Consider the following 26686-nt stretch of genomic DNA (forward strand, 5'->3'; position numbering starts at 1 on the left):
TCCGCGTTTGTTGGCGTTTCGTTATACGTTTTCGGTCACAGCCATCGCCGGATCCCAGCCGTCGCTTCCCCGCAGCGCGGCAGCCTTTATGCTTCCGGCTTCCGGCTTTCCGAGCCGTTTGGCCCACGGAACCCGCTCTGTCAGCCGCGCGCCGGGCCCTTTGCTGCCATACTCTGCAAACGTGGCGGTTCTCTCACGTTCCGGATCTCGCCAATTGTCCCATCCCTCAGGCCGGATATGGTTATCCATCCACGAATCGATGAACACAACCTTGGCATAAGGCTTCCACGGCCTTCCAAGAGAAACGGTATGCTCGGGCGCGGCACCTGTCAATCTGCAGTTGAGAAACACGTAACCATAAAGCTGGTCCTCCATCGTGGAAGCCGCCGTTACATAGCCGTTATGTCTTCGGATACTGTGCAGCTCGCAACCCTCGAACACGGCCGTGGCCGAACCGAATATGAAATCCACGGTGCCTTCGATGAAGCAGTTCTCGTAATACTGCCGTCCTTGGCCCGGCGTATACAACGTGTCCTGATTTCCGCGAATGCACACGTCGCGGATAACGGCTCTGTCTCCGGAGACGGCAAGCGCGACCGCTTGCCCTTTATACAACCCCGCTTGATTGGAAAACGTAAGCCGTTCCGCGTAGAAATCTTCGGCGTAAACAAACGTGCTCGCGGAATTCTCGTTGCCCAGTTTTTTACCGTCCGGTCCGAGCATATTGGCATAATTAGAAGAAACGAGCACGGTGCCCTCCCGGCTTTCGCCAATGAAGCTGATCGCCTTCCGGCTGTCCGGAACGATGATCTTCTCTTCATAGATCCCTTTGCGGATTTCAATGACGGTCCGTTCATCCGAATGCTCAGGAGCCGCCATTACGGCCTCCTGCACGGTTCGGAAATCCCCGTCCCCGCGCCAATCCACGACAATCCTTGCCAATTTGTTCATCTCCTTCCATTACAGACTCAGAACTACGACTTCAAGAACAATTCAATGACCGGAACGATTACGCCCGGCTTCTTCACCGGAATTGACAGTGTGAGCGTCGATTCGTCTCTGCCTTCGCGGAACGCCCCATTAATCATGCTGCTTTCCACGACGCCTTCCTTGAACCTGATTTCCGAAGCGTCATTAAGCAGCTGGGCGTATTCCACCTTGCCGGCAAATCCTTTCAAGTGGATGCTTTTGTACGGCCAGCTGTATACGTGTAAGTACATCCGGTTCGTCGAAGGATTGTAGGTCAGTCGGCAGTCCTGCGGACACTCGAAAAATCCGGGCGCCTCGGTGCAGCCGTAAATGGAACGGTTGTGGAGCTTCATCCATTTCCCGATGCCCTTCAACCGATCGATCGCACGCTCATCGATTTCCCCGCGTGCGTTTGGTCCGATGTTCAGCAGCAAATTGCCACCTTTGCTGACTGCGTCAATCAGCATTTTGACCAACATTTCCACGCTTTTCCACGATTCTTCATCACGGTAATAGCCCCACGATCCGCTAAGCGTATGGCACGTTTCCCATACGACCCGCTTACCGTTCAACTTCACCCATTCCTTCGGCATATACTGCTCGGGCGTCGTGATATCCCCGCCGGTTTGAAGCCGGTCGTTGAGCAAAATTTGCGGCTGCAGCGATCGGATCATGCGGACGAGCTCCTCACTGCCCCAATCCTCCTTGCCTTTACCAGTCAGTCCGGCCTCTTCGGGAAACGAGAAGTCGTAAAACAGCAGATCGATACTACCTAACCTGGTCAGTAGCTCTTTAGTCTGCGCATGCAGATAGGCCTGATACTGCGCCAAATCCCGTCGCCTGCTATCTTCGATAAACAGCGGATCGAAACGAAGCGGATGCTTCGGATCGACGGTATAATGAGGATGATGCCAATCGATCAGCGAATGGTATAATCCGATACGCATGTCCCTTTCACGGAACGCATTGACCATCGGCGAGAGCAGATCCCGTCCGGCCGGTGTATTCGTCGCTTTATATTCGGTGTGAGCGCTGTCCCATAAACAGAAGCCCTCGTGATGCTTGGTCGTCGCGACAATATATTTCATGCCGGCTTCCGATGCGAGCTCCGCCCACATATGCGGGTCGTACAGATCGGGATCGAACCTTTTGAAATACTTTCTATATTTCTCCGGGCTCATCCGTTCACGGGACTGCATCCATTCATGTCTTGCCCCCATGGAATAAAGCCCCCAGTGGATAAACAAACCAAAACGGTCATGAGTAAACCAGGAGCTGTCGCCCGTCGTCTGCAAAACTTCCAAATCGTTGCCCGTTACCGTCATCGTTGCGGTCTCTCCCAACTCCTTCATTGTTAACTCCTCCTTCCGGCGAACTGATCGTTCGGCTCCCCGTGTATATAGCCAAGCACCCGGTAATAGCGAAGCACGCAGTCAAGCTCATCCGAGGCTTCCGCAGGCAGCGGGCCGATCGGCGACCGGCATGGACCCGCTTCCAGTCCCATGCGGTTCATTGCTTCCTTGTTTACCCTTCGCCTCTGCAACGGCGATTTCCATGATCCGAATTTTTTCCTCCTGCGTGAGAGAGAAAAACTCCCCGTTTGTTCCAAGGCATAAGAGACCGTGTACGCCGGCGGTCAAATAACGGCGGATGAAATGGCGAAGCACCCGCTCGTTAACTTCCTGTTTATCCGTAAAAGGGGTCATGAGTACAGGGATAACGCCTTGAAGCAGTGTCATGCAATACTCTCCTTTCGTTTCATTCCCTAAAGTTGTCAGTTATGCGGGTTCATGTCCGGAATCGTCGGCCCGCTTATTAGACGTCCCTCTTCAGTAAGCCACCGATCTATATCCGGTAGATCGAACAACCGCAGCATGCCGGGTACGATAAAGCTGAGCGAGTCCTCCGGATCATAATCCGGATTCCGGATCCACTCCGCCATGCTGTGGTAAGTACGTTCCATCCAGACGCCCCTGATTTGAGGATCGAGCAGTGCGGCCAATCCGGCGTATACGGCATACCGCCCGAAACCATGCAGCTCTATGTTCTCTCCGTCCAAGAAAGCGGATCCTCTTGCGACTTCCGCCGCTCGAAGAACATCATAGACGCGCACCGCGGCCATACTGTCTCCAAGCCACATTAACTCATCCGTATGCTTGTCGAGCACCCCGAACATCTTATACGGATCGTCGCCCGGCACATCAAGATGCGGCAGCAGCGGCCCGACACCGGTCGGATTGAGAACCATCACCGTTCTGCCCGACTCGCATACCTCTCTTATCCATGAGGCATGCGGCTCGAGGCTGTTTGTCCCCCGGTCCCAAATCGCGATCGTTACCGGCCGTTTGCGGTCACCCTGCAGTCCGCCTGTGAATAGCAGAGCATGATTAAGCATCCCTCGCTGACTCCACCAGACGATGCGGCTAACCTGTATCCCGTCCGCCTCCCCTCCGCCCGCATACCGCGGATTCGGGTCGGCCGGTTGTCGGCCAGCCTGTACAGCGGCTCTCAGCCAGTCGATAGACCGGCTTCTGCGCTTGCTTTCCGGCATGGTCAGTCTGGCTGCCTCGAACTGAGAAAGCCGCTGCGCATTTTCATCGTAGACGGTTTTCGAAAGCTCCAGCTCCCCGATAACCTGGCCGCTACGGGTACATAGCAGCTGCTGTGGCGGGAGCAGCTCGATCCGTTCATCCGGCGGAACTTCGGAGGCGCCCAGCAGATGGGTGGAGAAAAAGCGGGCGGCCGCTCGGATCAGAGGTACGGTAAAACGGTGTGCGTCCTCGTCCACGGCCAACCCGATCCGTTCTCCGTGTCCGAACAATTTCCAGAACCTGCGGTTAACGGCAACCGTATGCCGGGGTCCTTCGATTGGAACGGAATCATACGTCGTGGCAAGCACGAGAACCGGCCTGGGAGCCATTGCGAGCACGATATCTTCATGGTCAAAGCCGAGTGCCGAGAAGCCGGGCCATTTCTGCTCGGCGTCCTGTGTTTTGCCGGTAAGCAGAAAATAGGGCCGATTCATAATGAAACCACCCGGGGCGGCCGCCGCAATGCGACGGTCGTACATCATCACAAGCGAGGTCTGCATGCCTCCCCCAGAATGTCCGGTTACCCCAATCCGGTCCGGATCGACCTCCGGCCGGGTACATAAATAATCGATCGCCCGTACGGCGTCATGAAGCATATAGCGCGCCAGGCTGTCGCCAAGCGGAAGGCATTGGCGGCCAACATTCTCATGATCTCTCACGCTGGTCATTCCAGCCTGCTTCGATTCCGGGTCATATCGGTTGAACCGCTCCCCCTGTCCGGTCGGATCGACCGACATCACGACAAGCCCCGAATGGACGAAGTAATGACAGGCGGTTTGGTATTCATCGCAATGCTTCGCCTTCTCGCGGTGGCCGCAGAGCAGCAGCACCGCACCCCGGGGCTCCCCAATTCCGTCGGGAATATAAACATTTGCAGTCACATAAACGGATGGTCTCGATTCGAAGATTACCTTATCGATTCGAAAGCCGTTTCCGCGGACGGTTCCGGTAATGAGTGGGTTAAGCGGCGTTTCCCTCTCGGGCATGCCGCCGATGCATCGCTCGATTCCTTCGCGGATAGCCCTTTGACGACGTTCCAAGTCAGCGATCCCCTGAATAGATTCCCGTTCCCTCTCCCCTTCGAAAGAGGCTTTCATCGCTCTTTCGTACGTCCATCGCGGCAGCATGCTTTTCACATCAAAACCGGAAATCGGCAGGTTTTCCCATTTACTAAACAATCCGATTCAACTCCTCGCAGCCATCCTTGACCGCAGCCGCAACTGCGGCGCCGTCCGGGTGCCGGGCGGGATGGTTAAGCAAAGCGTGCAAGAATTTATCCAGCGACGGATTATAGCCTGCCCGTCCGTCCAGAGGCAGTCCGACAAAGCGGAGAACGCCGTTTCCGAAACGTTTAACGGCTACAACGGGAAGCGTTCCTTTCTCCTTTGCAGAGCGCCTGTAATAATAGCTGAAAACTTGCGCCTCAAGCCCATCACCTTCCAGATAACAGTCGGCTATCCCTTCTATACGGTCTTTGCCCGCATCATAGAAATAGGAGAAATCATCCTCCTGCAGCCCATCCAGCTCTGGCCTGCCGTATTGAACCGCTAAAACATATCTGCTTTTCATTTTGAACGTTCTGACCGGCGAGCCCGCGATGTCCCAAATATCCGGCTCGCCGTCGTTACTCCGGAGCAGCACAACCGCAGCCCCTTCCTTCACCCGTTCCAATATGAGCGTTTTATGGGCCTCGAACAGCATGCTTGAGGAAACGACAAGCGGTCCGCCGCGGGCTGTCCAGCGTTCGGGGTCAAACGGTTCTGCGGACAAATGGAGACAGGTGCAAAGCCGCTCTGCCTCTTCTCCGAGACAAGAGACTGAAGGCGCCGCCTCGTCTTCTGGTGAAGCGACAGCAGCGAACGCTTCGAATGTGAACCGTTCCCTGTTCAATGTTTCCCCTTGTTCGTTCAAAAGACATGCATCAATGTGCAGCTTCCCTCTGCCTGCTGTCGGCTCCGGTACGTCGATCCGGATCGTGCCCGCGTACTGCGATGACGTATGCGGAACGCCGCAGGTCGGCAATTCATAATGACCGTAATCGCGGATATCGTCTCTCAGGGTCGCTATTATGTGGCATCCTTCCAGCATTTGCGTCGAATCGTTCAGCAGCCAGGCATCCACCTCCAGCTGTTCGCCTGCGTATACCTTCCATCTGTCGCTCCGCAAATGAACGCGCACAGGTTCCAGACAGGCTTGATAAACGAAATAGGCGGGTTTGGGTATCCGGTCCACGCCGACAAGCGCCTTCATCCATCCGGCCGGCCAGGCGTCGATCAGCAAATGGATAGCGGTGGAAACGATATAATCGGCTCTTCTTCTCCATGCATCGGTCATCCATTTTGTCGCCATGCTTTGATGCTGTTGGCTGACGCGGATCCACTCTGTGATCGTTTGCTGCTCCGCAAACCAATCGCCGTGCAAGGTGTATGTTTGTGCTTTGACAATTTCGGCTGGCGACCACGGCTCATGCAGGCCTGCCGGAAGCCATTCCGGCGGGTAACGCTTCATCATGACATCGAGATTATCCAGCCCTTCGGTCCCGTATTCGCCGCATCCCGCCTTCCACCCCTCTTTTATCGGAGGCAGGAAGCCTTTGTGCATTTTTCCGACGGTCATGATATTGTCCGTGTACCACATGTTATAGCAGTGAAAATCAGGAAGCCCCTCGCGTGTCGGCGGATTGTAATCCCCGTCTGTGTTCTTCACGACGCGGTCCGGATTTTCGATATAAATCGCCTGTCTGGCTGCGACGAAGAACGCTTCCAACTCGTCCCGGTGCAGGAAGCGATGCCCTTTCCTTCTTTTCTCCGTTCGCGAGGGCTCGTTAATGAGCGATACCATAATGGAGGACGGATGGCCGCGGATCAGTCTCTCCATCTCCGCTGTCTGCCTGACCGCTTCGCAAAACTGGTTGCGGCGGATAAATCCGAACGTCGGCAAATCGCACTGATGCATCATCCCGAGCATGTCGAAATAGTCGTAAATTTCTTCTTGAACCGGCCGCTGTGTAATGCGGTAAAAGTTCATATTTGCCATTTTGGCGATTAGAATATCGTCAATTAATTGCTCGGTATTATTTTGCATGACGCACTGCTGCAAATGACCCATCTCGTTGGCGCCCCGCAAGATGACCGGATGGTTGTTCAAATACAGCGTTCCTTTCGGCACCGTTTGCTCATCCTGATGAAACTTCCGCATGCCGAAATGGCGATCCCGGACGTCCGGACACTGGCCGACTGATTCGAGCCGGACACTGGCCACGTACAGGAAGGGCGATTCCGTCTCCCACAGCTTGTAGGACGGAAGCTCGATCCGGTACCGGAAATAATTTAATCCCGGTCCTGCGTACGCCGTAGAGAAGCGGAAGGGGCCATATGCGTCACCGGCGAAATTTTTCGGCATGATGTCGATCTGAAGCTCCGCATCTTCGATCAGCGTATCCGTCGTATTCACCGCATCAATCCATATCTCCACACTCTCCCCGTCGATATCGGGCCTGACGAATAGATCGTGAATGTAGAGCGGCGGCCGCTCTTCCAAAAAGACGGCGCCGTAAATACCCGCGCCGGGAGGGCAGTGGTGCCAGCCGCTTTCCGGATCGTCCCAGCCCGGACCGGTTGCCGCATAAATTTTGTCTCCATCGAGCAGGGAGCCTCCCACACCCATCATCGGATAGTCGTTCTGCACCTCGACGATAAGTGTATTTTCCGCCTGCAGCAGCTCCGTCACATCGAAATCGAAGGGCGAGAAGAAGCCTTCATGTCCGCCCAGGCATTTGCCGTTCAAGTAAACGGAGGCTTTATAATCGACGGCTTTAAATTGGATAAAGATCCGGTTCCCGGAATCATTCCGCCAGTATTCGAATTCGGTCCGATAATAACCGGTCCATCTGCCCTCTTCATCGGTCGGTCCCCGGAAATCCGGAATCGATACCTTTTCCCACTCACCGCTTCCTTCCAGCACGTGCTGAAACCGTTTGTCTTCCTCCGTCCGGTAACGGAACATGAAATCGGTCAAATGTTGTTTGCTGCGAATATTGCCGGAATCCGGCGCCAGGTTTCGCAGAAAAGGGGCGTAACGGCTGCGAAGCTCCTGCAGCTGTACGTGAAATCGGGACAAGCTTTCTTCATAGGTTGCTTCCTTCGGCTTATCCGCCATTTCCTTGCCCGCTGTAAAATAAACGGTCTCATACGCTATCGGCGGAATTTCGTGAATGGAATGATCGTAAGCTGGATGTTCGCGGAAAGCGATTTCGGCGAACTGGTCGTGTTGGTTATGCCGGTCCAATTTCTCGTCCTCCTTTTTCTGTTGTTTCTTATTTTCAGCTGCCCAAAAGGGTTTGAACGGCGCTGCTGTTACTTTCCGGCTCGAGGAAATAGGTATTTCCCGCTACAGCTTCGAATTCCGTAACTGGTCCGTCCGCACAGCTTACGACCGCCAGTCTGTCCGCAGCAATATGAAGCGGTTTGCGGGGACGCGCACAAACGATCCGGTATATCCTGCTTCTTGACGCATGAATGCGGCAGCCGGTAAGCTTGCCTTCCGCCCATTCGAGATCAACGGTATATCCCCCGCGCGCCCGAAGACCTTGAACGCTGCCTTGCTTCCAGGCATCTGGCAGCGCCGGGAGTACATTCAAAATCCCGCGGTGCGACTGCAGCAGCATTTCGGCAATGCCTGCCGTCCCGCCGAAATTCCCGTCAATTTGAAACGGGGGATGATTATCGAATAAATTCGGTAGCGTACATTTCGCCCGGATATAAACCGAACAGATGGGAGATGTGACGGTGACCCGCCTTCGCTTCGTCCCAATCCTCCAACCATTCCAGCAGATGTCCTCGTTTCCCGATCTGCGGCTTCGGCAGCCGGCCGCGAGCATCCTCGCATTGACGGCACAGCGCCTCATCCGTCGGAACCTGATTCATCTCCGTATTCACGTTTAACGTATATTTAGACTCCCAGGAGGGTGTATAACTTTCATTCCAAATCCCCTGCAAATTCGTTGGATTGCAGCCGGGCCTTGAGCTTGACATCAATAGATAACGGCCGAACTGGAAATACAGGGCCGCGAGCGAAGGATCCGTTTTTCCTTCTTTGAACCGCTCCAGCCTTACATTCGTCGGAACGGAATGCGCACGGAAGGCTTCCTGATCCGAACCTTATTAAAAGGAGAGGACCCCAGCGTTTGCAGGGTCAGTTCTTCATTTCGCTCATCGCCGTGATGGGTCCAATGGTAGCAGGTGGTGCCAAAAGGCATATACGCCGTGCCGTCTTCATAGGTGAAATGATAGCCGTCCTTCACCCTTACCGGTCCGTGATTGCCAAGTGATGGCTGCGTACAGATAAACTCGCCGTGACGTCCGTCCAGCTCGGGACTGCTGCTTGACGTCATATAGCGCCAGACGCCGATTTCGTCAGGCATGAACCGGATGCGGAAAACGCCGTTTCCGTCATAGAAACCTTCCTGCTCGACAATTCGGTTTTATACTGAAAGCGGGCGGTTAGATGAACCTCTTGATACGGATTTCCTTCGGACGGCCCGTTTAGGCCGAGCTCAAAAACCCCCCCATTTTTCCATATTTGTAAGTCGTTTCAGCAATTCCGCCAAATCAATGAGCACTCCCTTTCGGTTGTAGACGCGCGTTTATGTCGATAAGAAGCAGATCTTGCGCGCTATTGTCAATTCTGTTGTGTGATCCGATGGTTTCATTATAATGCTTTCGAATTCGCCGATAATAGGTGATGGGCACTTATTCTATAGGTGATTCGTGCTTTCGCTGGGCCTGCTGCCAGCGTCATTTCCGATAGAGAAATAGGGCGCCGGAAGCGCCCCATTGTGCGGGATTACGTAAATACGATACGGATGGATGACCAACATAGGTGATATCAATCAACCAGAGCTTTTGGATTATTGGTATTGGGTACCTTCGCCGCCGGCTTCGATAGCCGCTTTTGTTTCCGCTAGCTGCTTGTTGATCATTTCGTTGACGACCCGAAGCGCCGTTGCGCTGTCTTTGGACTTCTCGAAAATATTCGGCTGGAATACCTGCTGCACCGGGGGGGTGATGAACGTAAGACCCGGCTTGCGCGGCGCCGGCATTGCGCTTTTCAAAGCGAATATGCCCGCGGTATGCTTGTCTTTCAGCTGCGGGACGTTCTGAGCGAATGCCTGCTGCACCTTCGAATCGTTCAGCGGGATCCCCTTCGTCTTCATTCGGATCCAGCACAGGCTCCGAAAGCTAATTGTAATACATATATTTGCGCAAATAAGCCATGACGGTGGCCTCGGAGACGATGGCTGTGGAAGGTGTTCTCAGGTAGCGGAAGAACAGACTCGGAACACGAGAAGAGTAGCGCAGAGCGATCAGTTGGAGCAGGCCCATGGCGATGCAACTGCACATCACGTAGCCTTCGATGGCCTTGACTGTCAACCGGATCTGGTGTTGTTCTTTCTCATCGGTGACGCGATCCAGCGGATGGACCTCCCCCTTCTTCAGATAGCGCTTCAGCTTCGGCATGGACTTGCTCCAGAACTGGTAACTGAATCCGCCGATGGCCTGCTTCATTTCCCGGAAAGTACATTCGATCTTGAAACGATACCCGTACAAGCGGATGATGTCCGTCGCTGCAAGTGTCCGGTCGGTGCTTACCAAAATGGACAGCTGACCGTTATACTTGACCAGCACAAAGCGCAACTCCTGGTACCTTTCCCCATAGCAACTCCAGGCATATGTACTGCACCGTTTCTTCCTTGCCTGGGTAATACCAGCGTAGCTGACACTATACTGGTACTGGGCCTATTTGATTGTTCCAATGCTGTTCCCACCCTATCTGACCACGCTCAAAATCTCACTGATTTCAATAGTCATTTACATGACGTTCTTGTTTACGATAGATATGATCATTGAACCTCTAGAAATTTTGAGATATTTCACAAATTATCTCGGATCCCTTTGACGATAAGAGCCCACGGTTTCTTCTGGGTGACAATCGTATTTGCAATGATTGATAAGTACCATCAGAAGAATGCTACCGTCATTGGCATCAACAGAAATGGGTGGAAACCGTCGGATTTGCCGCAAATCCCCGATATAAAAAAGCAAATCAAAATGAGTGAAGCGATTTCAGGCATCATCTTTACTGTGTTGTTTACTGTGCTATGTGTATACCCAATTGATCTGCTTGGCATAGGGAGATTCCATGACGAAGAACGAATAACAATTCCATTTTTGAATGCAGATGTTTTCCGCGACTATTTGCCGATGATTTGGATTATTGCTGCACTTGGTATCTTAAAAGAAAGCATCAAAATCATCATGCGGCAAAGAACAGGTAAAATGCTAGCGCTTCACACCGTAGTATCTATTGCTTCCACAAGTCTGTCGGCGGAGAAGGATATGACACAGTTGTATCGATATGGAACGGAGTATCTGATTGGCTCATTAATATCATTGCATTGTTCGCATTAATCGACATCGTATCCGAAACATACAAATGGTACCGCGCAAAAACTTCTGAATGAAAGAATTCTTACTATATGGTTAATTGAATTTCTATAGGCGGAATTATTGAAACAATCCAAACTATGTTTGAACATTAAATTGGGCTAATCTAAGCATTCTTGAAATCTTGCAAAATGTACGGGATTGAACCGGTAGCTCATATTTTGTATCCAAATTATGAAATATTACATGTGCAAGGTTAGGAATTTGTACAGTGTTATACTTCGTCAAATACCTCTTTCACGGCAAACGACCGGACTTGAAATTTTCACTCGATCGGAGCCACATGGTCCACCACCGGGCGCAGCTCGGAGTATACTTGCGGTTTCTCGATATTCCGGTGCCGGGCATCTACGGTCCCTCGGCCGACGATGAAGCCAATGAACTAAGTTTCTCTATCCGAATCACGCCAAAACAGTCGCAGGGCACCGGCATGACCGCGGTACTCTGCGACTGTTTTATTGTTGTCGAACTTCTTCCTGAATCTGCATGAACGAAATCATCCGAGTCAGCAATTTACATTGACATTTTGGAAGTATATCTTTGCTTCTAAGGGGAGGTTTTAATCTTCTAACCTGCATGAGCTAGCGTGTCCGTTAGTGCAGTCTTTACCACTTCTTACTTTCCACTATTGTTTGTGTATTTCCTTCGTTTACTCCACTCACGATGACATGTTGCTTCAAAATCCATGCCAAGTCGATACGCATTTTAAAAACCTTTTCCTCCGAGCGGCCTAACTTTTATAGCACTACCCCCTGCGATTAAATGGCGGCAGCGACAGATAAGCTCAAGCACTTTTTCGTGATCCAAAAATCGTCATGATTGTCCTCGGCCTCATGTAGGGGTACCGCCAACAAAACGCGGATTTCGTACGCTAAGGACTCAAAACCTTTAAAACCTTGAAAACCGTTGTTTGTGTACGCTAAGAGAAGTCCGCAAAAACAACATAGTGGTCGTGGAAATTCCCAAAAACATGCTTTGATGACCGCTAATGTGGCTGGAGATAGGTTAAACATGTCCACTAATGCTTAGCGTATGTTTTCGTCAATTATCTATACTAGCAAATTCTATACTATTCATAGTACGCAATGTAGGGAAAACCATCGAAAATTGTACTTTGTTGACGAGATAACTTAACTCTGTAAACAATGTATTCAACGAAGTGGTGTCTTTACAATGAGCAGGCATCGGATAACCTTGCAAGGTAAACCGTGCCCTAGGGGCATCGGCACACGTGTTTAGAATCTGATGCCGCAAGGCTCATTGTCAAGACGAATACGTTGTTTACATATCAACATTGAATGAACCGTTGAAAATTAAGGATTTTACTGTTGCGAGTTAAGATAATTGACGAATGTTGGCGGTACCCCATACATAGTTTATCTTATGTATTGAAAAAACCGCTGCCTCAAATTAACTGGACAGCGGTTCTTACGTTTTTAAAATTTTAAATTTCAAAAACCTAAACAACATATTGATTAGGATCGGTAAACTTAAAATGGCTAGAAAAAGAATCTTGTCATCTCGGACGCGCAACAACGTTAATGCTTTCTCCCCCCGCAACCATACGAACGATCTGTTCCGTGCGAGCTCGCTCTTCAATTTCATTTTGAATTTCTAAATCTTTAATAGGAACAAGTCGGAAGTTGAGTTGCTCGTTCAAACCCTCCAATGAATCACTTGTCAGACTGCCCTTTTATTCTAAAAGAGCGACTTAATGAAGCGTCGCTTACATTTCCTGCAGCATCGGTTGCCGTTGCGGTGACGGTATACGTTCCGTTGTTCAATCTTGTTGATTCGACACTGAATGAACTGTTCGAGTCAACCGTTGCCGTCAACGTTGTCGAATTTTTTTTCGATCCTGATGAAGTACCTGTCAATGTTATTGTCACGATGCTGCTCGGTTCTGCCGTCCCACTTATGCTCGGAGTACGCGTGCGAATTACCGCTGACTCTGCCGGAGCTATAATAACTGGTGCTCCTGGCGCTGTAATGTCCTTTTCCTCGTTGACCGTTAGACCCGCGTACCGAGTGACAAGAAAAGGAATATCCTCGGCATCATCCAGATCGTAGGTGTAGGGCGGATTGGTAAAAGGCGCCACGCTGTCGTAGCCATCTGGTGTAACGGCGCCCGTATCCATATTTCCGCTTGTGTTGTCATAAATATTGCCCGTAGCCGTGATGTACGCCGGACGACGGTCGGGGTACATAAACTGGTGTGGATTTCTCACGTCCCTGAAGTAGTTGTTTTCCACGAGCATCGACGCGAAGACGCCTACGCCAATGGCGTAATTGTTGTCACTGGCTGTGTAGTAGTTGTTGTAGGCGTGCGCCTGTCCGAACAGGACACGAGGCATCCGCTGATCGACATTGTTTGCGAACCAGTTGTGATGGTACGTAACCTTGTTCTTGCCTGTGTCGGTATCTTCATGTTCCGCACCTCCACCGTTCAAGCTGACCATACGGTGAGGATTATCCGGATCGGTGTAAAAGAACTTGTTCCATGAAACGGTGATGTAGTTGGAGCCATGGGTGAGGTCCAATAAGCCGTCACTGGCATCCCAGATGTTCAGGTGATCGAACCAAAGATGATGAGAATTTCTCACAGCGATCGCGTCGGCAGGGCCGAAAATGGGCCAGATGCCTTGGAAGTTCAAGTTGCGAATGATGATGTTGCTGCTATCGTCTATGGTGATGCCGCCGCGGATGGTCGAGTACTTGTTCTCCCCCATTATCGTCTTGTTGCTGCCTATGCTGATAGGCTCAACCCCGGATGTGATTGTTCCGGAAATAACGATGACTCTTGGGACGTCGTCGCCAGCCAGTTGTTCCAGTTCTTCTAGTGTTGTCACCGTCTGAGCTTCGGCATCGCCGCCGCCTGTCGTCCCGCCCTGTCCTTCAGCCTCTACGGAGGCCCACCCGTAAAGTTCCATGGAAGGTTCCGTATGGGGCCTTAAACTAATATGAAGCGTCAGGGTTGCCTCATCCCAGGTGACATCCAGGCCCATGGCTTCGGATATTTCCCGAATAGGAAGCATCATATTACCATCCAGAACAAAAGGACGAACCTCCGGGTTGATTTCCAAACCGTTCACGATCAACTGGATCGACTGCTGTTTGAGCTTTGCTTGGCCCGGCATGGAATTAATCAGAACGGCATTCTTTTCCTCATTCCAAACAACATCAGCGCCAAGTTCTTCAGCTATGATATTTACAGGTACCATGACTTGGCCGTCCGCTCTAACCTGCGGAACTTCCGACTCCGCCTCTTCTCCATAGACAACAATGGTTACGGGAATCATATCAATGTCTGGAAGAGGTTCTTCATTTCCGGGGTCTACGGGATCAATAGGAATCGGACCGTCAAGCGACTTGATTTCAATGTAGTTGATCTTAATGTTTTCCGTGACGGTATCTTTCGGATCGAGGGTCAGTTTGCCATCATTCACATCCACTTCTACAGTTTTGGAAATATAAGTTTGTCCATTCGGTTTTACGTGCTCCCAACGGCCGTCAACTTGTTTGTTTTCGAAGATGACGGTCTCTTCAGCCAAAAGTACCAATTTTCCTTTGATTTGGTCCGGATATCGAATATCGCCAATGCTGACCGTCACTTCATACTTACCGTTCGGAACAGCCATTTCCCAAATAATCCCTTGACCAAATTGGTTTAAGGTTGCTAGTTTAAGATCCGGTTCAATTAAGCTGTAATCTCTGGCGGCTCCAACAATGCCTGGGGTCCATCCATACGTATAGCCATTCCCGCGGTCGCCGTACTCATCCCCGCGGTCGGGCAGATAACCTTCTGCCGTTTGAGACCCTTTGGTCTGGAAGTCGATCTTGACGGTGTTGACTTCAGCTGCTGCGCTCGTGGCAAACATGATAATCATTGCAAGAGAGAGTGCCGATACGAGAAATGAAATGGTGAGTGACTTCTTCAATAAATACCCTCCTTTTAAAAAATAAGATTGGTGAATTCTTGGTTTAATTAGATTTTTCCATTTCCTGATCAATCACTTGTTGGCCCATTTCTTGTACCTCTCTTAAGAACGTATTTATATCTTTTTGCCCTGTTACAAGTTCATTTACTTTATCATTCATTAAATCAACTATATGATCTTCTAATGGATGTAATTGACGCATCGGAGCATTTTCGTTCACATACACTGAACCGAAGTTTTTATCATCGTCTGGATGGTTTTCAAATGCAACATCTTTAACCTGCTGTGATTTCAGTGGAGATATCTTCCCTCTTCTTGAGACTTCCATTTGGTATTCTTCAGACGTTAAATATTTTAAGATTTGCATTGCCGCATCTTTATTTTCAGAAATGGAAGTAATACCGGCATAGTTGGCGTAAGGTTGAGTACCTTTACCTGGAAGATCTTTGAAGACCGGCATCGAAACCATGTCCCAGTTCAGTGGAATTTGTTGTTCCGAGACCGCAATCCATTCGGTTAAAAATACATACATTGCTGTAACGTTATTTTCTCCTCTAAAGTGATCATGACTTGGGAAATTTTCTCTAGCCATTTCCTGCACACCAGAATTTCTACTCAATTCAGTGAAGATATTAAGAATCTTTTTCCAATTATCGTTATCTACCGTCACCTTATTCGTTTCCGGATCAACGAAACCCTGAGATAAGGAATTCATGCGGAAGTAGTGCTTCGGAGACATCCAAAGACCCATATACTGGGTTCCGTTTTCATTCCGATCCAATTGATGGGCGAGTTCCAACGTTTCCTCCCATGTCATACCATCTCTCGGATATGGAACCCCAAATTTGTCGAATAAATCCCGGTTATAAAACAAAACAAGAGAATCGTTAAAAATCGGTAAGCCGTATAATTTGCCATCAAACGTGGCTGATTCAATAAACCCTGGGGCAAATGAATCCAAGTTAATTCCATGTTTTTTAGCTAGTTCCGTCATATCATAAGTCAATTTCATCGGTTCGTATGCATTCAAAAATGCACCTGCTCTTGCGAAATAAATATCAAACTTCGTTTGAGCGGCTACTAGTTGTTCTAATGAAAGTCCTCTATTCGAAATATGGTTAATCGTGTAATTAGGGAACTTTTTCTTTACATAACTTCCTATAACTGCTTCAAATTCTTCATCAGAAAATATTGTAGAAAATGTGACTTCAGCATTTTCCGGTACCTGAAGTTCTTCTAACGGTTCATTACCGTTGGACGGTGTAACATTTCCTTCAGTATTACCTGTTGTACAAGCTGCAACTAAACTTGTAATAAAAATTAAAACCAATAGTAGTACCATACTTCTTTTCAACATTTCGATGTCCCTCCCTTAGTGAAGCAGTCACAGTTTGAAATATTTTTTTACAGATAATTCAAGCTTGATGCAAGGTTAAGAACTGAGTAAAACTTAACATTAATTATGTAGCAAAAATTCCCCCTACGACTAAACGAGGATTAATGTTTCGGATATTCCTATAACTTGCATCCATACCACCTCCTCTCAAAGTATGTTCCGATCTCTTGCTGCCTTCCATTGGAATAGACCCCGACGTATATCAAGGTGTTTCTGAGCTAGCTTGAGAGCCATAATTTTCTTTTCTTCAATTGTAAGCGCTGTCTATGCTGCTGAAAAAAAAGGACCCCTTTTCCCATTTCAAATGAATAGCATGAAGTGATTCATGCTGTTGACAACTCTTATTATAAAGACAAATTCGCTGCCTTTCTTAGGGCGAAAGCGCTTTTATATGGGGGAATCTAATGCAATTTTCAAGCGTAAACGGCTTTCGCCGTCCTCTGGCGGTAAAAGCTCGTTTCACGATGAAATAGAAGTCATTTTATACGATCAAACTTATAAATTCAGGCGTGTTGATTAACCAGTAACAGGAAATCTTGAAAAAGACTTTCCCATTTACGAACTTAGAGCAAACATTACTAACCGAAGAAGAAGTGAAGAAAGTCGTGCAAACCATTGGATATCACGACAACGCAAGAACATTCAATGTGTTTACCTTACTTCAATTTTTAACGAATGCCGCGGCAGGCGAGTGGGAAGGTTATCGGGCCGGTGTAGATAAAGCAGCAGATTGCGGGTTGTCGACTGTCAACTATTCCACCTTCTCCAAGAAAGCGGCTGACTTTCCTAATGAATTGTTCAAGCGTCAGCGGCCAACATGCCTACAAAAGTCATTGAATCCGTCGCTACCAAACATGACGGGCCGATCGGTGAAAAGCTTGCCAATCCTGACTTTATCATGGTAGAGGACCGCGCTTACGGGAAGATTGAGCGTTTCGATACCTATGTGCAACAAAGCCAATATTTCGTGATCCGCATCAAAGAAAACATGACTTTGGTGAGACCACATTCTTTGCAACGCCAAGCCGTAGAAGGCTCCAATGTCACGAGGGACCTCACATGCCGATTGGACAGCAAACAATGTCGATCCGAAAAACGACATCGTGTTGTGTTTTTTCAAGATGACCATGGCCATGAGATTCGTGTGGTTACGAATTTGCTCCACTTATCGGCTGAACAAATCGCAGCGATCTATAAAGCGCGTTGGGGCATAGAAGTGTTTTTTCGATGGATTAAACAACATCTGAATGTACCTACCTTATTTGGTACAACAGAAAATGCAGTATATGGCCAATTATTTGCCGCTTTAATTGCCTTTGTCCTTCTCCAATGGTTGCATAGCTTACAAAATCATCCATCATAAAGTGCAAATCGCTAGCGCTCGTTTCATTCACTCGCTTATTTCTTCTGGATAGGCTGTCTTCCGAAATCTCTCGCCCCTCGGGGTAGCGGAAAGAGCCTCTTCCGCCAGTCTATGCGCTTCATTGAGCTTGCCTTCAAACACTAATTTTTGTACTTTAGGAAATACTCAAGCGCATCTGGATTGACGCGATTTCTCGGTCCGCTATACCAAACGGAGCCCTCATTGAATTGGATCAATTCCTGCTCTACAAAACCGAACACCATGCCGCCCAGCCGTCCGTTCCCTACAGGCAACGCTTCATTCCAGTCTATAGCAGGTTCTTCAAAGCTCATCAAAGTTTCGGATAAGAGCTTCACGCGTTGTTCTCCTTTTTGTTTGACATAACCGAAAGTAACAAGAAGCAAGCCCTCTAATGCAGAAGCTTGCTTCTTGTTAAATCACGCTATATTCTGTTCATTTCATTCAGAAACTCATATTCCGCACAAGCTTGCAGAAATGCGCCAAGCCCTTTTTGGTCATTGGTAATGATAGGCTCGCTGATGTAGTAAGCATAGCTGCCGTCGCGCTTGGACAGACCGCCGAGCCCGGCAACCTGACAGGTTTTGTTTAGATTGACGAGACCCTCGCGGGTTTCCAGCATAAACTCTTCGATCAGTCCGCGATAGGCTCGATCCAGCGCGTCCCGCCACTCGTTTTCTGGCAAGCAACCGATGCGAATACCTCTGGCAATGGCACAGACTACCATACTGGAAGAGGATGCCTCCAAGTAGTTCCCCTTCTTGTGTGTTGCATCCACCACCTGATACCAGACACCTGATTGCGGATCCTGATACGCCCTCAAAGCTGTCAACGTGTCGCTTAAGATTCGTTTCAGCTCATTATAGTCCCTGTGTACGGGCGGTAGCAGCTCCAGGACATCCGCAAGCGCCATCACAAACCATCCCAGCGACCGTCCCCAGAAGTTCTCGGACAATCCCGTCTTAGGGTCGCACCATGGCTGAACACGCTTCTCGTCCCAAGCATGGAAGAGCAGTCCAGTCTCAGGATCTTTGGCGTGGCGCTCGCAAATGATGAATTGCCGGGTGACGTCGCTCAGATCGCCGTCTTGCTCGTAAGTAAGCAAATACTGCAAATAGAACGGCGCTCCCATATATAGACCGTCGAGCCATATCTGATAAGGATAGATCTGTTTGTGCCAAAAGGCGCCTTCGGAGGTACGGGGATGCCCTCTTAGCTGGTCTCTCAGCAATTGCGCAGCAAGCCAATATTTCTCCTTGCCCGTCTCCTTGTGTAGAACGAACATTAGCTTGCCGTTGTTCAGATGATCGAGGTTGTATTCATCCTGGCGGTAGCCCCGGACGGAGCCGTCTTCTTGCACAAAAAAGTCCATATTGGATTCAATATACGCCAGATAACGCCGATTCCCCGTAACGGTCCACAATCGCTCGAAACCTTTGAGGATGACGCCGTAATCATAAGACCATCTACCTTGGTAGCCTTGGTCTTCGTAAAGCTTGGGCGTCCGCTTCATGATTGATAGGGCTGTCTTCTCAGCCCAAAGCATTGAATTCATGTGTCCCCTCCGTCATACAGCCGCTCCGTCCCCTATTCCGGTTCGCGAAGCGGCATATTGTTGTTAAATTATCCGTTGACAGCTTTGTAGGCTTCTTCAAACTCCGCAATCATTTGATCGCCGCCCGCTTTTCTCCACGAGCTGACCGCTTGTTTGAACTGATCGAGGTTGATTTGACCGAGTATATATTTGTAAGTGGCGTCAGTAATCAACTTCTGCAGCTCGGAGCCTTACGACGAAAAGGTTGGTGATTCCAGGCCGACCATCGGATTCAGGACGATAAATGTATTATTTTCCAAAATTGACTCAGCTGCTTTAGCCGTCAGTTCATTATCTTCACGAATCTCATACCCGTGATCCTTCGGCCGCGATGCACGCAGCGGCTGGACATCCTGCTGGAACAGATCCGTGTTGGTTAATGTAGCAATTGAGCCATCCAACGTTTAGTGTACGCCTTCGATGCCGTACGTCATCAATGCATATATTTCATCCGACAAGAGATCGTTGACGAATTGGAGGATACGTTTGAGTTCTGTCTCGTCCTTGATTTCCGATTTCGGGAAGGCCAGCATGCCGCCAACGCCGTTGGATGTCGTCCAGATTGCCCGGTCGGCTTCATTGCCAGTCGAAGTAATATCATGACCATAACGAGTTCCATTTGATCTTGTATGCCCTCTGCCACATATTTGATGACGCATCAATATTGTTTCAATAAATCGATCTCATATATATAACCAATCGAGCGAGCGGGAGCTTTCGCTGAACGGCGATACGTCCCGCTCCTTCAGCGCCTGCTCGGCAGCGACGACGCCGAGCACCGCGAAGGCGCCTTTGCCCAGGTTTAGCGTGTTACTTCCGCCCTTGAACATGAACGCATGAACGTTAACGCTCGGGTAAAAGGAGGGTTTGATCCCTTTTCGCAAAATAGGAGATAATCCGCCTTGATCATCCGCATGCGTATTCTCGTCCAGTGTCGGCACCTGAAGCCACTGCTCGTCGGAGGAATTGAAATAGCCGACCAGCAGACGAACCGGCGTATCCGTCTCGAACTTGACGGTCATCCCGCCCTTCGCCGCTTCCGCGCGGCTGAACCGAATGCCGGTCAAGCCTTCGAGCTCCTCCGCGCAGCTTTGCACGTAGACCTCGCCGTCTGTGAAGAGCAAGCTGTCCTTCGAAAGCGTATACGTCTCCATGCCGGGGGACGTCAGCCGGAAGGCGGCTTGCCGGTACGGCTCGATCTTCACTTCCCCGCTTACCTGCGAGGGCAGCTTTCCTGTCTTCAGGTCGTTCACTCTGGCTTGAAAACTCGCGAGCTCCTCTTCGTATACCGGTAGGCAGTCCGTCCAATGCTTGTATTTCCGGCCGTCGGGAACCGGAATTTTACGATGCGGCGTCAGCATGCTGTTCGCGTACAGATAGGTTTTCTCGGTCAGCCCGGTCAGCTTACGGTACCATTCAACGCTTTCCTGCAGATAAGGAACGGCATCCTCCAATAGATCCGTGTGTTCCAGGTAGCTGCCGTTCACCGTGAGTTTGTACGATAACACTTGGATGGCGGCCCGCACCTTGGCGCCGTAGAAACGCACCATATACCGGATCGCTTCCACATCGCTTGCAATCCGATCGAATTCTTCCCTATTGCGTACAATATGCAAGCTTGCGCGCCGGATTGCCGTCCATGCCTGCTCTGCAAACAGCTCGACCGATTCGACGACATCGATCGGCGTCTCCCCGATATGGGGCTCGTCCGCCAGCTCTCTCTGGACATACAATTCCAGCCGCTCGCCCTGCGGCGCGTGATCCTCCCATAGCGCCCTATAGGGCGAATAGCGGTCCGGATTGGTCAATTGGCTCATTTTCATGCCGAGAGACAAGGTCTGCCGGTTGCCCTCCGTAATACCGAAGCGGCGAAGAAGTTGCGGCGAGCATTCGCCGAAGGCGTCATACGCTTCAAGCAGCGCTGCGCCCGCTTCCCGGGACCCAAACCGCGCAGCAAGCTCTTCGATCCAATAGTGGCGTTCCGTCTCCGGATCACGGTCGGGGTTCCAGGCATAACGCGCCCATGCGGCATACCAGATCCAATCGCGCTGCGCCTGCTTCAATCTCGGCGTCGTCTTGTCTCCGCTGTAAGGCCAATCCCAGAAAAACAGCGGATAGACGTGCAGGCCGTTCGCCCTCTGCCGATGCTTCGCCGCCTGCATGCTTTTCTGAATGAAGGCCGGCGAGCCGTAGCGGAACGGTTCCAAATTGGCGAGAACGTGGACGTTGACGATATGAACCGACTGCATCTCGCTCAGGTTGTTATGCGTCTGCTTCCAGCCGCCTCTCGGCGTCCAGGTCGTAAGCGACTCGCCGTTGTACTTAGCCTCGGTAAATAAATTCGGGTAAAGCGGAATCGCCTTCTCGATAATCGGCTCGGCCTTGACCGCGTGAGCGCGGAGGATGATCGGCGGACGTTCCTTTACATTCAGATCCCGAAGACCTTCGTTAACGCCCGCCAGAATAGTCTCCGTGAACCATTCGGCGCCGTAGACGCTGCCCTGCAGCGCCTCGCCCAGGCATAGCATGAGTCCGACGCTAGGGTAGGACCTCACGAATTCCGCTACTGCCTTTCGCGTGTAATCGGCGGTGATCGGAAGCGGCTTCGGCTGATGTAGCTCCAGGCCGTGCTTTTCAGCGAACGGCAGCGGAATATGAATATTGTAGAAATTCAGCACGACCCAGATGCCTCGTTTGTCCGCTTCTTCCGTCAGCCAGCCGAACGTCTCGACGTTGAGTTTATATTCCTCTTCCGTAATTTCCAGCGCTTCCGGATAATCCTTCAGCTTCACTAATGAGGAGAAAGGATGACCCGACCAAATGTACACGACATTGCTTCGCTGCGCGCAGAGCATATCCAGATATTCGAGCCACAGCGCTTTATCGTAAAACCAAGGGAAGCGATCCGGCGTAATCGGGTATTCGTAAGTGCGGCGGGGAGGTTCGATTTCCGTCTTTTGCAGGCCGAGCACCGGACCGCGAAGCACGAAGTCCGGCGTTTCGCCATGCGCAAGCAAATCCGGGATCCGCCCCGCACGGCGAACCCGTTCGGCCAGCTCCTGGGCTCCGTACAATGCGCCGGTATCGTTCCCTCCCGAAACGACGATAAGGTTCCCCGGCAGCGTGGCGATATAGAAGCCTTCTTTGCCCGGCTCCTTCGCATGATAGATAAGAACCTCTTGACGCTCAAGCGAGCGGATAAACTCCGACTCCTCCCGGTTGCCGATATAGATTTTGGGCTCCGGCCGATTCCGGTAAGTCAGGGAGCTCCACGCCCCCTCCGCAACCTCCGCCAAGCAGCCGCATTCCTCCAAAGCTTCCGTAAGCAGCTTCAAGCCGTGAACCAGCCGGGGCGATGCGCTCTCCTGAATACCCAAACAGATTTTCTTCATCCTTATACCTCCGCTTCCTTCTTCATATTTAACATAGAGCTGCTAGCGGCTCCGAATGTACTTGTAAAACGGTACTTGCCCGAGCCGAGACGGTAAATGGATCGATACTCCTCCTGTGTCAAAAGCGCACAGCCTGCAGCAGGGTTCCCTCTGTCCTCGCCATCCGAAATTACACCTGCCCCCGGCACGTACACCGTCGCACTCGCGTTCGCGGGCACCTCGACTTCAAGCTCCAGGCGATTGTCGTTTTCCAGCTTCCATTCGACGGAGATCGTCCCGTAAAGCGATTCGTACTCGGCCTTCACCCGGTTCAGCCGTCCTCCGGGTCTCGGACGGATAATGGCATGGCGGAAACCGGGATCCGCCGGATCGGCTTCTATTCCGGCCATATAGCGGAACATCCATTCTCCTACCGAACCGAGCGAATAATGGTTGAAGGAATTCATAGAAGGCGTTTGAAAGCCCTTCTCCTCCGTCCAGCCGTCCCATCTTTCCCAGATCGTCGTGGCTCCGTGCTTAATGGAATACATCCACGACGGGAACGCTTCCTGCGTGAGCAGCTCATAAGCGATGTCCAATTCACCGCTTTCCGTAAGGGCTGGAAGCAGATAACCCACACCAAGAAAGCCGGTCGACAGGCGGTTGCCGCGTGCCTTGATATTTTCCGTCAGGCGGCTTGTCGCCTTTAGCCTCAATTTCTCCGTTAGCAGGCCGAACTGCAGTGCCAGTACATACACAGTCTGTGTATCGCCGCGAATGAACCCGTCGCCCGAGACGAATTCAGAACGGAATGCCTCCGCGATTTCTTCGAACAGCGTGCCGTAACGGCTGCGATCTTCCGTCCTGCCTAACACGCCGGCGATGTCCGCCAGCAGCTTCGTGCTGTAGCCAAAATACGCGGTGGCCAATACTTCGTTTGGGGTGTCGGCGTCGATCGACAGCCAATCGCCATAGTTTGCATAATCGGGACGGATGAGATCGCTGCTGTTAGCCTTCAAGTAGCTCACCCAACGTTTCATCGCCTCGTAGTTTTCCTCGAGAATGCGCGTGTCGCCGTACATCAGATAAAGCGTCCACGGAATAATGACGCCGGCATCGCCCCAGCCCGCGTTATCTGGCGCGAACCAGTTAAGCCTCGTGTTCCACATTTTATGACGGATCCATCCGGCGTCGGGCGCGACGTCCGTAAAGGCGCCGGAAGGCAGCTGCGCATCGACGATATCCCTCATATATTTGGTGAAAAATCTGGATACATCCATATTATACGAGGCTGTCCGGGCGAAGATTTGCGCGTCTCCCGTCCAGCCCAGCCTTTCGTCACGCTGCGGGCAATCCGTAGGGACGGACAGAAAGTTGCCTCGTTGACCCCATACGATATTGGAATACAGCTTGTTGACCATCGGATCGGACGTCACCAGGCTGCCGTTCACCGGCATGCCGGAATGAACGACCTTTCCTGTGATCGTCGTAAGATCCGCCTCGCCGGGATAGTCAATCAGCTCGACGTAGCGAAAGCCGTGGAAGGTGAACAGCGGCTCGTACCGTTCGGTGCCAATGCCCTTAAGAATGTAATGATCCTGCTGAACGGCCACCCGCAAATTGTCCAGATACAGCGAGCCGTCAGGATTCAGCATTTCGGCATGGCTTAAAGTAATCCGCGTTCCAGCTTCGCCCTGCACCGTCACCTCCGACCAGCCGACCATGTTTTGCCCCATATCGTAGATAAAGGTTCCCGCCCCGGTCTTCCTTACGCTGATCGGCTCGATCGTCATGGCGATCGTTACCGGAGGTTCCAATCCCGCGCTGAGCAGGCCGTTATAGCCTGACCTCAGGTCCGGCATCTCCCATTCGGAATCGTCGAACCCTGGTTCGTCCCAGCCGCTCCGCTCGAGTCTGGCATCATAGGTCTCGCCTTTGATCATATCCGAATACCGGATCGGTCCAGCCCCCGTTCTCCAGGACCCGTCCGTCACGATACGTTCGCTGCCGCCGTCCGCGTATTCAATAACCGCCTGCAGCAGGAAAAAAGGACGTTCGCCGTAAACATGCCGTCCGAGAAAACCGACCGTCCCCGCATACCAGCCGTCGCCGAGGATCACGCCGAATGCATTGTCGCCTGCCCTCAGCATATCCGTGATGTCATAGGCATACACTTGCACGCGCTTGTCATAATCGGTCCAGCCCGGCGCGAAATGATCGCTGACCGTGTTTCCGTTTACCGACAGCCGGTACAAGCCGAGCGCAGTGGCATATATCGTTGCACGGCGTATCTTCTTCGCAAGGAAAAACGACTTGCGCATGTATGGCGTCGGTTGAAAGTCCAGCTCTTGCTGCGATTTTCTGCCGATCCAGCTTGCCTTCCATTCTCCGCGGGATAGCAGTCCCATCGTCCAGTATGCCGGCTCGCTCCATTCCGACAGGCGGTTCCTGTCATCCCATACGCGGACCTTCCAGTAATAGCGTTCTCCGGATCGAAGCGCGCTGCCGTCATAGGAAATATGCGTCGAACGGTCTGACGTTACAACGCCGCTATCCCACATATCACCCTGATCCAGAGCTAGTTTCTCCTCAGACGAGGCGACAAGAATACGGTAAGCCTGCTGTTTTACCGCGCGGTCGTCCGCAGCCAGCCGCCAGAACAAACGGGGGCTGGGAAGATCTAGTCCTAGAGGGTTGTGCGCGTATTCGGTTTTACACGCAATAACTCGTAAGGTAGTCATGACAGTGGTTCCTCCTATTGATTTCTCTAATTTAAAGCTTCGTCGCGTCCGATTCCCATGCGGAGAGAAGCCATGGATAAGCGACCCGTCCGCTAACCTCGTGGACACCGGGGAAAATATCGTATTGCAGCCTGCGTTCCGCCCCTTCATCACGGTAGATGTCCCGCACAATCCCGACGGCTTCCCTAACGGTTGCGGCAGGGAATATCGGGTCGTTCTCGCCCGATTCGATGAAGAGATGACGCGGCGTAATGAGCCCGATCAAATCGGGTAGCTCGGCGTAGTCAAGTACTCCGGGAATGAAATTATCGATACAGTGGTTAATCGATAGAATGCTCCCTTTGTATGTGTTGGTAAATCCGCACAGGACGGCAGCACTGATCCGCTCGTCGAGAGCCGCCGCGTACGCTGCGACCACGCCGCCGCCGGAGAAGCCCATACAGCCCAATTTATCGGGATCCGCCTCTGCCCGCATCGCGAGGTAATCGAGCGTCCTGATCGCTTCGAAGACGCGCAGCCCCGCAATGGACATGCCAAACATGAGCAATTGCCCCGTTAAGGAAGCGCATGAGCTTCTTTCTTTGCCGGGGACGGTATCGCGGAGCAGCTTGCGATCGCCAAGGCCGATCATTTCCGGCGCCGCGACGATATGGCCTCTCCGTGCAAGCTCCAATGCGAAGCTGTTGTGCCCGCCCTTCGTCTCACGCATCGTCCCGTCGGGGGCAAGTCCCACGACCTCGCGGCTTCCGTAGCCGTGTCCGTGCAGCGCAAGCATGCCGGGAAGCTTGCCGGGAGGATTCCCGGGCAGCTCCCCTGACCGGCTGTGCTTGTTCAGAACCTTAGGAATGAGAACGTAAACCGGCATACGAAGTCCGGTCGCCGTTCCGATCTCGACGCGCTCCCGGACATAATCGTCATACTCGATCCGTTCCAGAAGGATCGGATCGAGCGGCGCACGCATTTCCTCGAACGAGCCAAGCGTTGCCCTCAGCCGATCCTTCAGCATCTCTTTCCGCTCCTCATGTCCAAGCCCGGCATGCTTCTTTCTTGTCGCTGCGGACCGTTCATACAGCATTTCCATAAAAGTGTCGGGATTCCACATCTCGCAAACTCCTCTCCCAAATAAGCGCTATCGCAGGCACTGCGTACCGGAATGCCCAATTGAAACGGGTCATTCCCCGTCATACGCTTGTTATGTAA

At 51.4% G+C, this 26686-nt stretch carries 20 protein-coding genes and 2 pseudogenes; 3 read left to right on the forward strand and 19 right to left on the reverse strand.

Annotated features, from left to right (window positions below; all coding sequences use genetic code 11):
• Positions 1–21 precede the first annotated feature (21 nt).
• The 9 genes and pseudogenes from RCO25_RS26170 to RCO25_RS26210 form a co-directional block, all read right to left on the reverse strand.
• A complete protein-coding gene (locus RCO25_RS26170; protein ID WP_308999022.1) occupies positions 22–942 on the reverse strand; it encodes a pectinesterase family protein in 921 nt (306 codons plus the stop codon).
• Between the two features lie 32 nt (positions 943–974).
• Positions 975–2321 (reverse strand): alpha-L-fucosidase, encoded by a 1347-nt coding sequence (locus RCO25_RS26175; protein WP_308999023.1) that lies wholly within the window; start codon positions 2319–2321, stop codon positions 975–977.
• Positions 2322–2408: 87 nt separating this feature from the next.
• Positions 2409–2708 (reverse strand): dihydrodipicolinate synthase family protein, encoded by a 300-nt coding sequence (locus RCO25_RS26180; RefSeq protein ID WP_308999024.1) that lies wholly within the window; start codon positions 2706–2708, stop codon positions 2409–2411.
• A gap of 35 nt (positions 2709–2743) precedes the next feature.
• Positions 2744–4738, reverse strand: a complete 1995-nt coding sequence (locus RCO25_RS26185) for an alpha/beta hydrolase family protein (RefSeq protein WP_308999025.1) — start codon at positions 4736–4738, stop codon at positions 2744–2746.
• Positions 4731–7847 (reverse strand): glycosyl hydrolase 2 galactose-binding domain-containing protein, encoded by a 3117-nt coding sequence (locus RCO25_RS26190; protein ID WP_308999026.1) that lies wholly within the window; start codon positions 7845–7847, stop codon positions 4731–4733. Before RCO25_RS26190 ends, RCO25_RS26185 begins: the two co-directional genes overlap by 8 nt.
• 34 nt (positions 7848–7881) lie before the next feature.
• Positions 7882–8689 (reverse strand): annotated as a pseudogene (locus tag RCO25_RS26195) (glycosyl hydrolase family 95 catalytic domain-containing protein); the annotation flags it as partial.
• Positions 8671–9036, reverse strand: a complete 366-nt coding sequence (locus RCO25_RS26200; protein ID WP_308999056.1) for a DUF5060 domain-containing protein — start codon at positions 9034–9036, stop codon at positions 8671–8673. The gene RCO25_RS26200 and the pseudogene RCO25_RS26195, both read right to left, overlap by 19 nt.
• A gap of 432 nt (positions 9037–9468) precedes the next feature.
• Positions 9469–9774, reverse strand: coding sequence for a hypothetical protein (locus tag RCO25_RS26205; protein ID WP_308999027.1), 306 nt, complete (start codon positions 9772–9774; stop codon positions 9469–9471).
• A gap of 25 nt (positions 9775–9799) precedes the next feature.
• On the reverse strand, positions 9800–10246 hold the full coding sequence (locus tag RCO25_RS26210; RefSeq protein WP_308999028.1) for a hypothetical protein: 447 nt from the start codon (positions 10244–10246) through the stop codon (positions 9800–9802).
• A gap of 297 nt (positions 10247–10543) precedes the next feature.
• Here RCO25_RS26210 and RCO25_RS26215 point away from each other — a divergent pair, with 297 nt between their 5' ends.
• Together RCO25_RS26215 and RCO25_RS26220 are read left to right on the forward strand one after the other, a co-directional pair.
• Entirely contained in the window at positions 10544–11029 is a 486-nt protein-coding gene (locus tag RCO25_RS26215; protein WP_308999029.1) for a hypothetical protein, read from the forward strand.
• A gap of 313 nt (positions 11030–11342) precedes the next feature.
• Positions 11343–11444: pseudogene (locus tag RCO25_RS26220) on the forward strand (DinB family protein); the annotation flags it as partial.
• A gap of 1294 nt (positions 11445–12738) precedes the next feature.
• Here RCO25_RS26220 and RCO25_RS26225 read toward each other — a convergent pair.
• Both RCO25_RS26225 and RCO25_RS26230 read right to left on the reverse strand, forming a co-directional pair.
• On the reverse strand, positions 12739–15003 hold the full coding sequence (locus RCO25_RS26225; protein ID WP_308999030.1) for a pectate lyase family protein: 2265 nt from the start codon (positions 15001–15003) through the stop codon (positions 12739–12741).
• Between the two features lie 43 nt (positions 15004–15046).
• Positions 15047–16360, reverse strand: a complete 1314-nt coding sequence (locus tag RCO25_RS26230; protein ID WP_308999031.1) for an ABC transporter substrate-binding protein — start codon at positions 16358–16360, stop codon at positions 15047–15049.
• Positions 16361–17216: 856 nt separating this feature from the next.
• On the opposite strand from RCO25_RS26230, the gene RCO25_RS26235 reads away from it, so the two are divergent.
• Positions 17217–17762, forward strand: coding sequence for an IS4 family transposase (locus tag RCO25_RS26235; RefSeq protein WP_308999032.1), 546 nt, complete (start codon positions 17217–17219; stop codon positions 17760–17762).
• Positions 17763–17902: 140 nt separating this feature from the next.
• Here RCO25_RS26235 and RCO25_RS26240 read toward each other — a convergent pair whose 3' ends face one another.
• From RCO25_RS26240 to RCO25_RS26275, 8 genes are all read right to left on the reverse strand, one after another.
• Positions 17903–18118, reverse strand: a complete 216-nt coding sequence (locus RCO25_RS26240) for a glycoside hydrolase N-terminal domain-containing protein (RefSeq protein ID WP_308999033.1) — start codon at positions 18116–18118, stop codon at positions 17903–17905.
• Between the two features lie 86 nt (positions 18119–18204).
• Positions 18205–19335: a glycoside hydrolase family 88/105 protein gene (locus tag RCO25_RS26245; protein WP_308999034.1), complete on the reverse strand. Its 1131-nt coding sequence runs from the start codon at positions 19333–19335 to the stop codon at positions 18205–18207.
• Between the two features lie 68 nt (positions 19336–19403).
• On the reverse strand, positions 19404–19547 hold the full coding sequence (locus RCO25_RS26250; protein ID WP_308999035.1) for a hypothetical protein: 144 nt from the start codon (positions 19545–19547) through the stop codon (positions 19404–19406).
• 18 nt (positions 19548–19565) lie between these two features.
• A complete protein-coding gene (locus RCO25_RS26255; protein WP_308999036.1) occupies positions 19566–19775 on the reverse strand; it encodes a hypothetical protein in 210 nt (69 codons plus the stop codon).
• 3 nt (positions 19776–19778) lie between these two features.
• Positions 19779–20033, reverse strand: coding sequence for a hypothetical protein (locus RCO25_RS26260; RefSeq protein ID WP_308999037.1), 255 nt, complete (start codon positions 20031–20033; stop codon positions 19779–19781).
• A gap of 24 nt (positions 20034–20057) precedes the next feature.
• A complete protein-coding gene (locus tag RCO25_RS26265) occupies positions 20058–22766 on the reverse strand; it encodes a beta-N-acetylhexosaminidase family protein (RefSeq protein WP_308999038.1) in 2709 nt (902 codons plus the stop codon).
• 2 nt (positions 22767–22768) lie between these two features.
• Positions 22769–25486: a family 78 glycoside hydrolase catalytic domain gene (locus RCO25_RS26270; protein ID WP_308999039.1), complete on the reverse strand. Its 2718-nt coding sequence runs from the start codon at positions 25484–25486 to the stop codon at positions 22769–22771.
• A 31-nt stretch (positions 25487–25517) separates the two neighbouring features.
• The gene (locus tag RCO25_RS26275; protein ID WP_308999040.1) at positions 25518–26588 is read right to left on the reverse strand and encodes a dienelactone hydrolase family protein; all 1071 of its coding nucleotides are present in this window, start codon (positions 26586–26588) and stop codon (positions 25518–25520) included.
• Positions 26589–26686: the final 98 nt, after the last annotated feature.

It is taken from the genome of Paenibacillus sp. LHD-38, assembly GCF_031157315.1.
Classification (GTDB): domain Bacteria; phylum Bacillota; class Bacilli; order Paenibacillales; family Paenibacillaceae; genus Pristimantibacillus.

Coding starts and splice junctions, on each gene's coding strand:
- RCO25_RS26175 (WP_308999023.1), bottom strand. CDS start 2,321: ATGAAGGAGTTGGGAGAGACCGCAACGATGACGGTAACGGGCAACGAT.
- RCO25_RS26180 (WP_308999024.1), bottom strand. CDS start 2,708: ATGACACTGCTTCAAGGCGTTATCCCTGTACTCATGACCCCTTTTACG.
- RCO25_RS26205 (WP_308999027.1), bottom strand. CDS start 9,774: ATGAAGACGAAGGGGATCCCGCTGAACGATTCGAAGGTGCAGCAGGCA.
- RCO25_RS26230 (WP_308999031.1), bottom strand. CDS start 16,360: ATGTTGAAAAGAAGTATGGTACTACTATTGGTTTTAATTTTTATTACA.
- RCO25_RS26235 (WP_308999032.1), top strand. CDS start 17,217: ATGCCTACAAAAGTCATTGAATCCGTCGCTACCAAACATGACGGGCCG.
- RCO25_RS26245 (WP_308999034.1), bottom strand. CDS start 19,335: ATGAATTCAATGCTTTGGGCTGAGAAGACAGCCCTATCAATCATGAAG.
- RCO25_RS26260 (WP_308999037.1), bottom strand. CDS start 20,033: ATGCGTCATCAAATATGTGGCAGAGGGCATACAAGATCAAATGGAACT.
- RCO25_RS26265 (WP_308999038.1), bottom strand. CDS start 22,766: ATGAAGAAAATCTGTTTGGGTATTCAGGAGAGCGCATCGCCCCGGCTG.
- RCO25_RS26270 (WP_308999039.1), bottom strand. CDS start 25,486: ATGACTACCTTACGAGTTATTGCGTGTAAAACCGAATACGCGCACAAC.
- RCO25_RS26275 (WP_308999040.1), bottom strand. CDS start 26,588: ATGTGGAATCCCGACACTTTTATGGAAATGCTGTATGAACGGTCCGCA.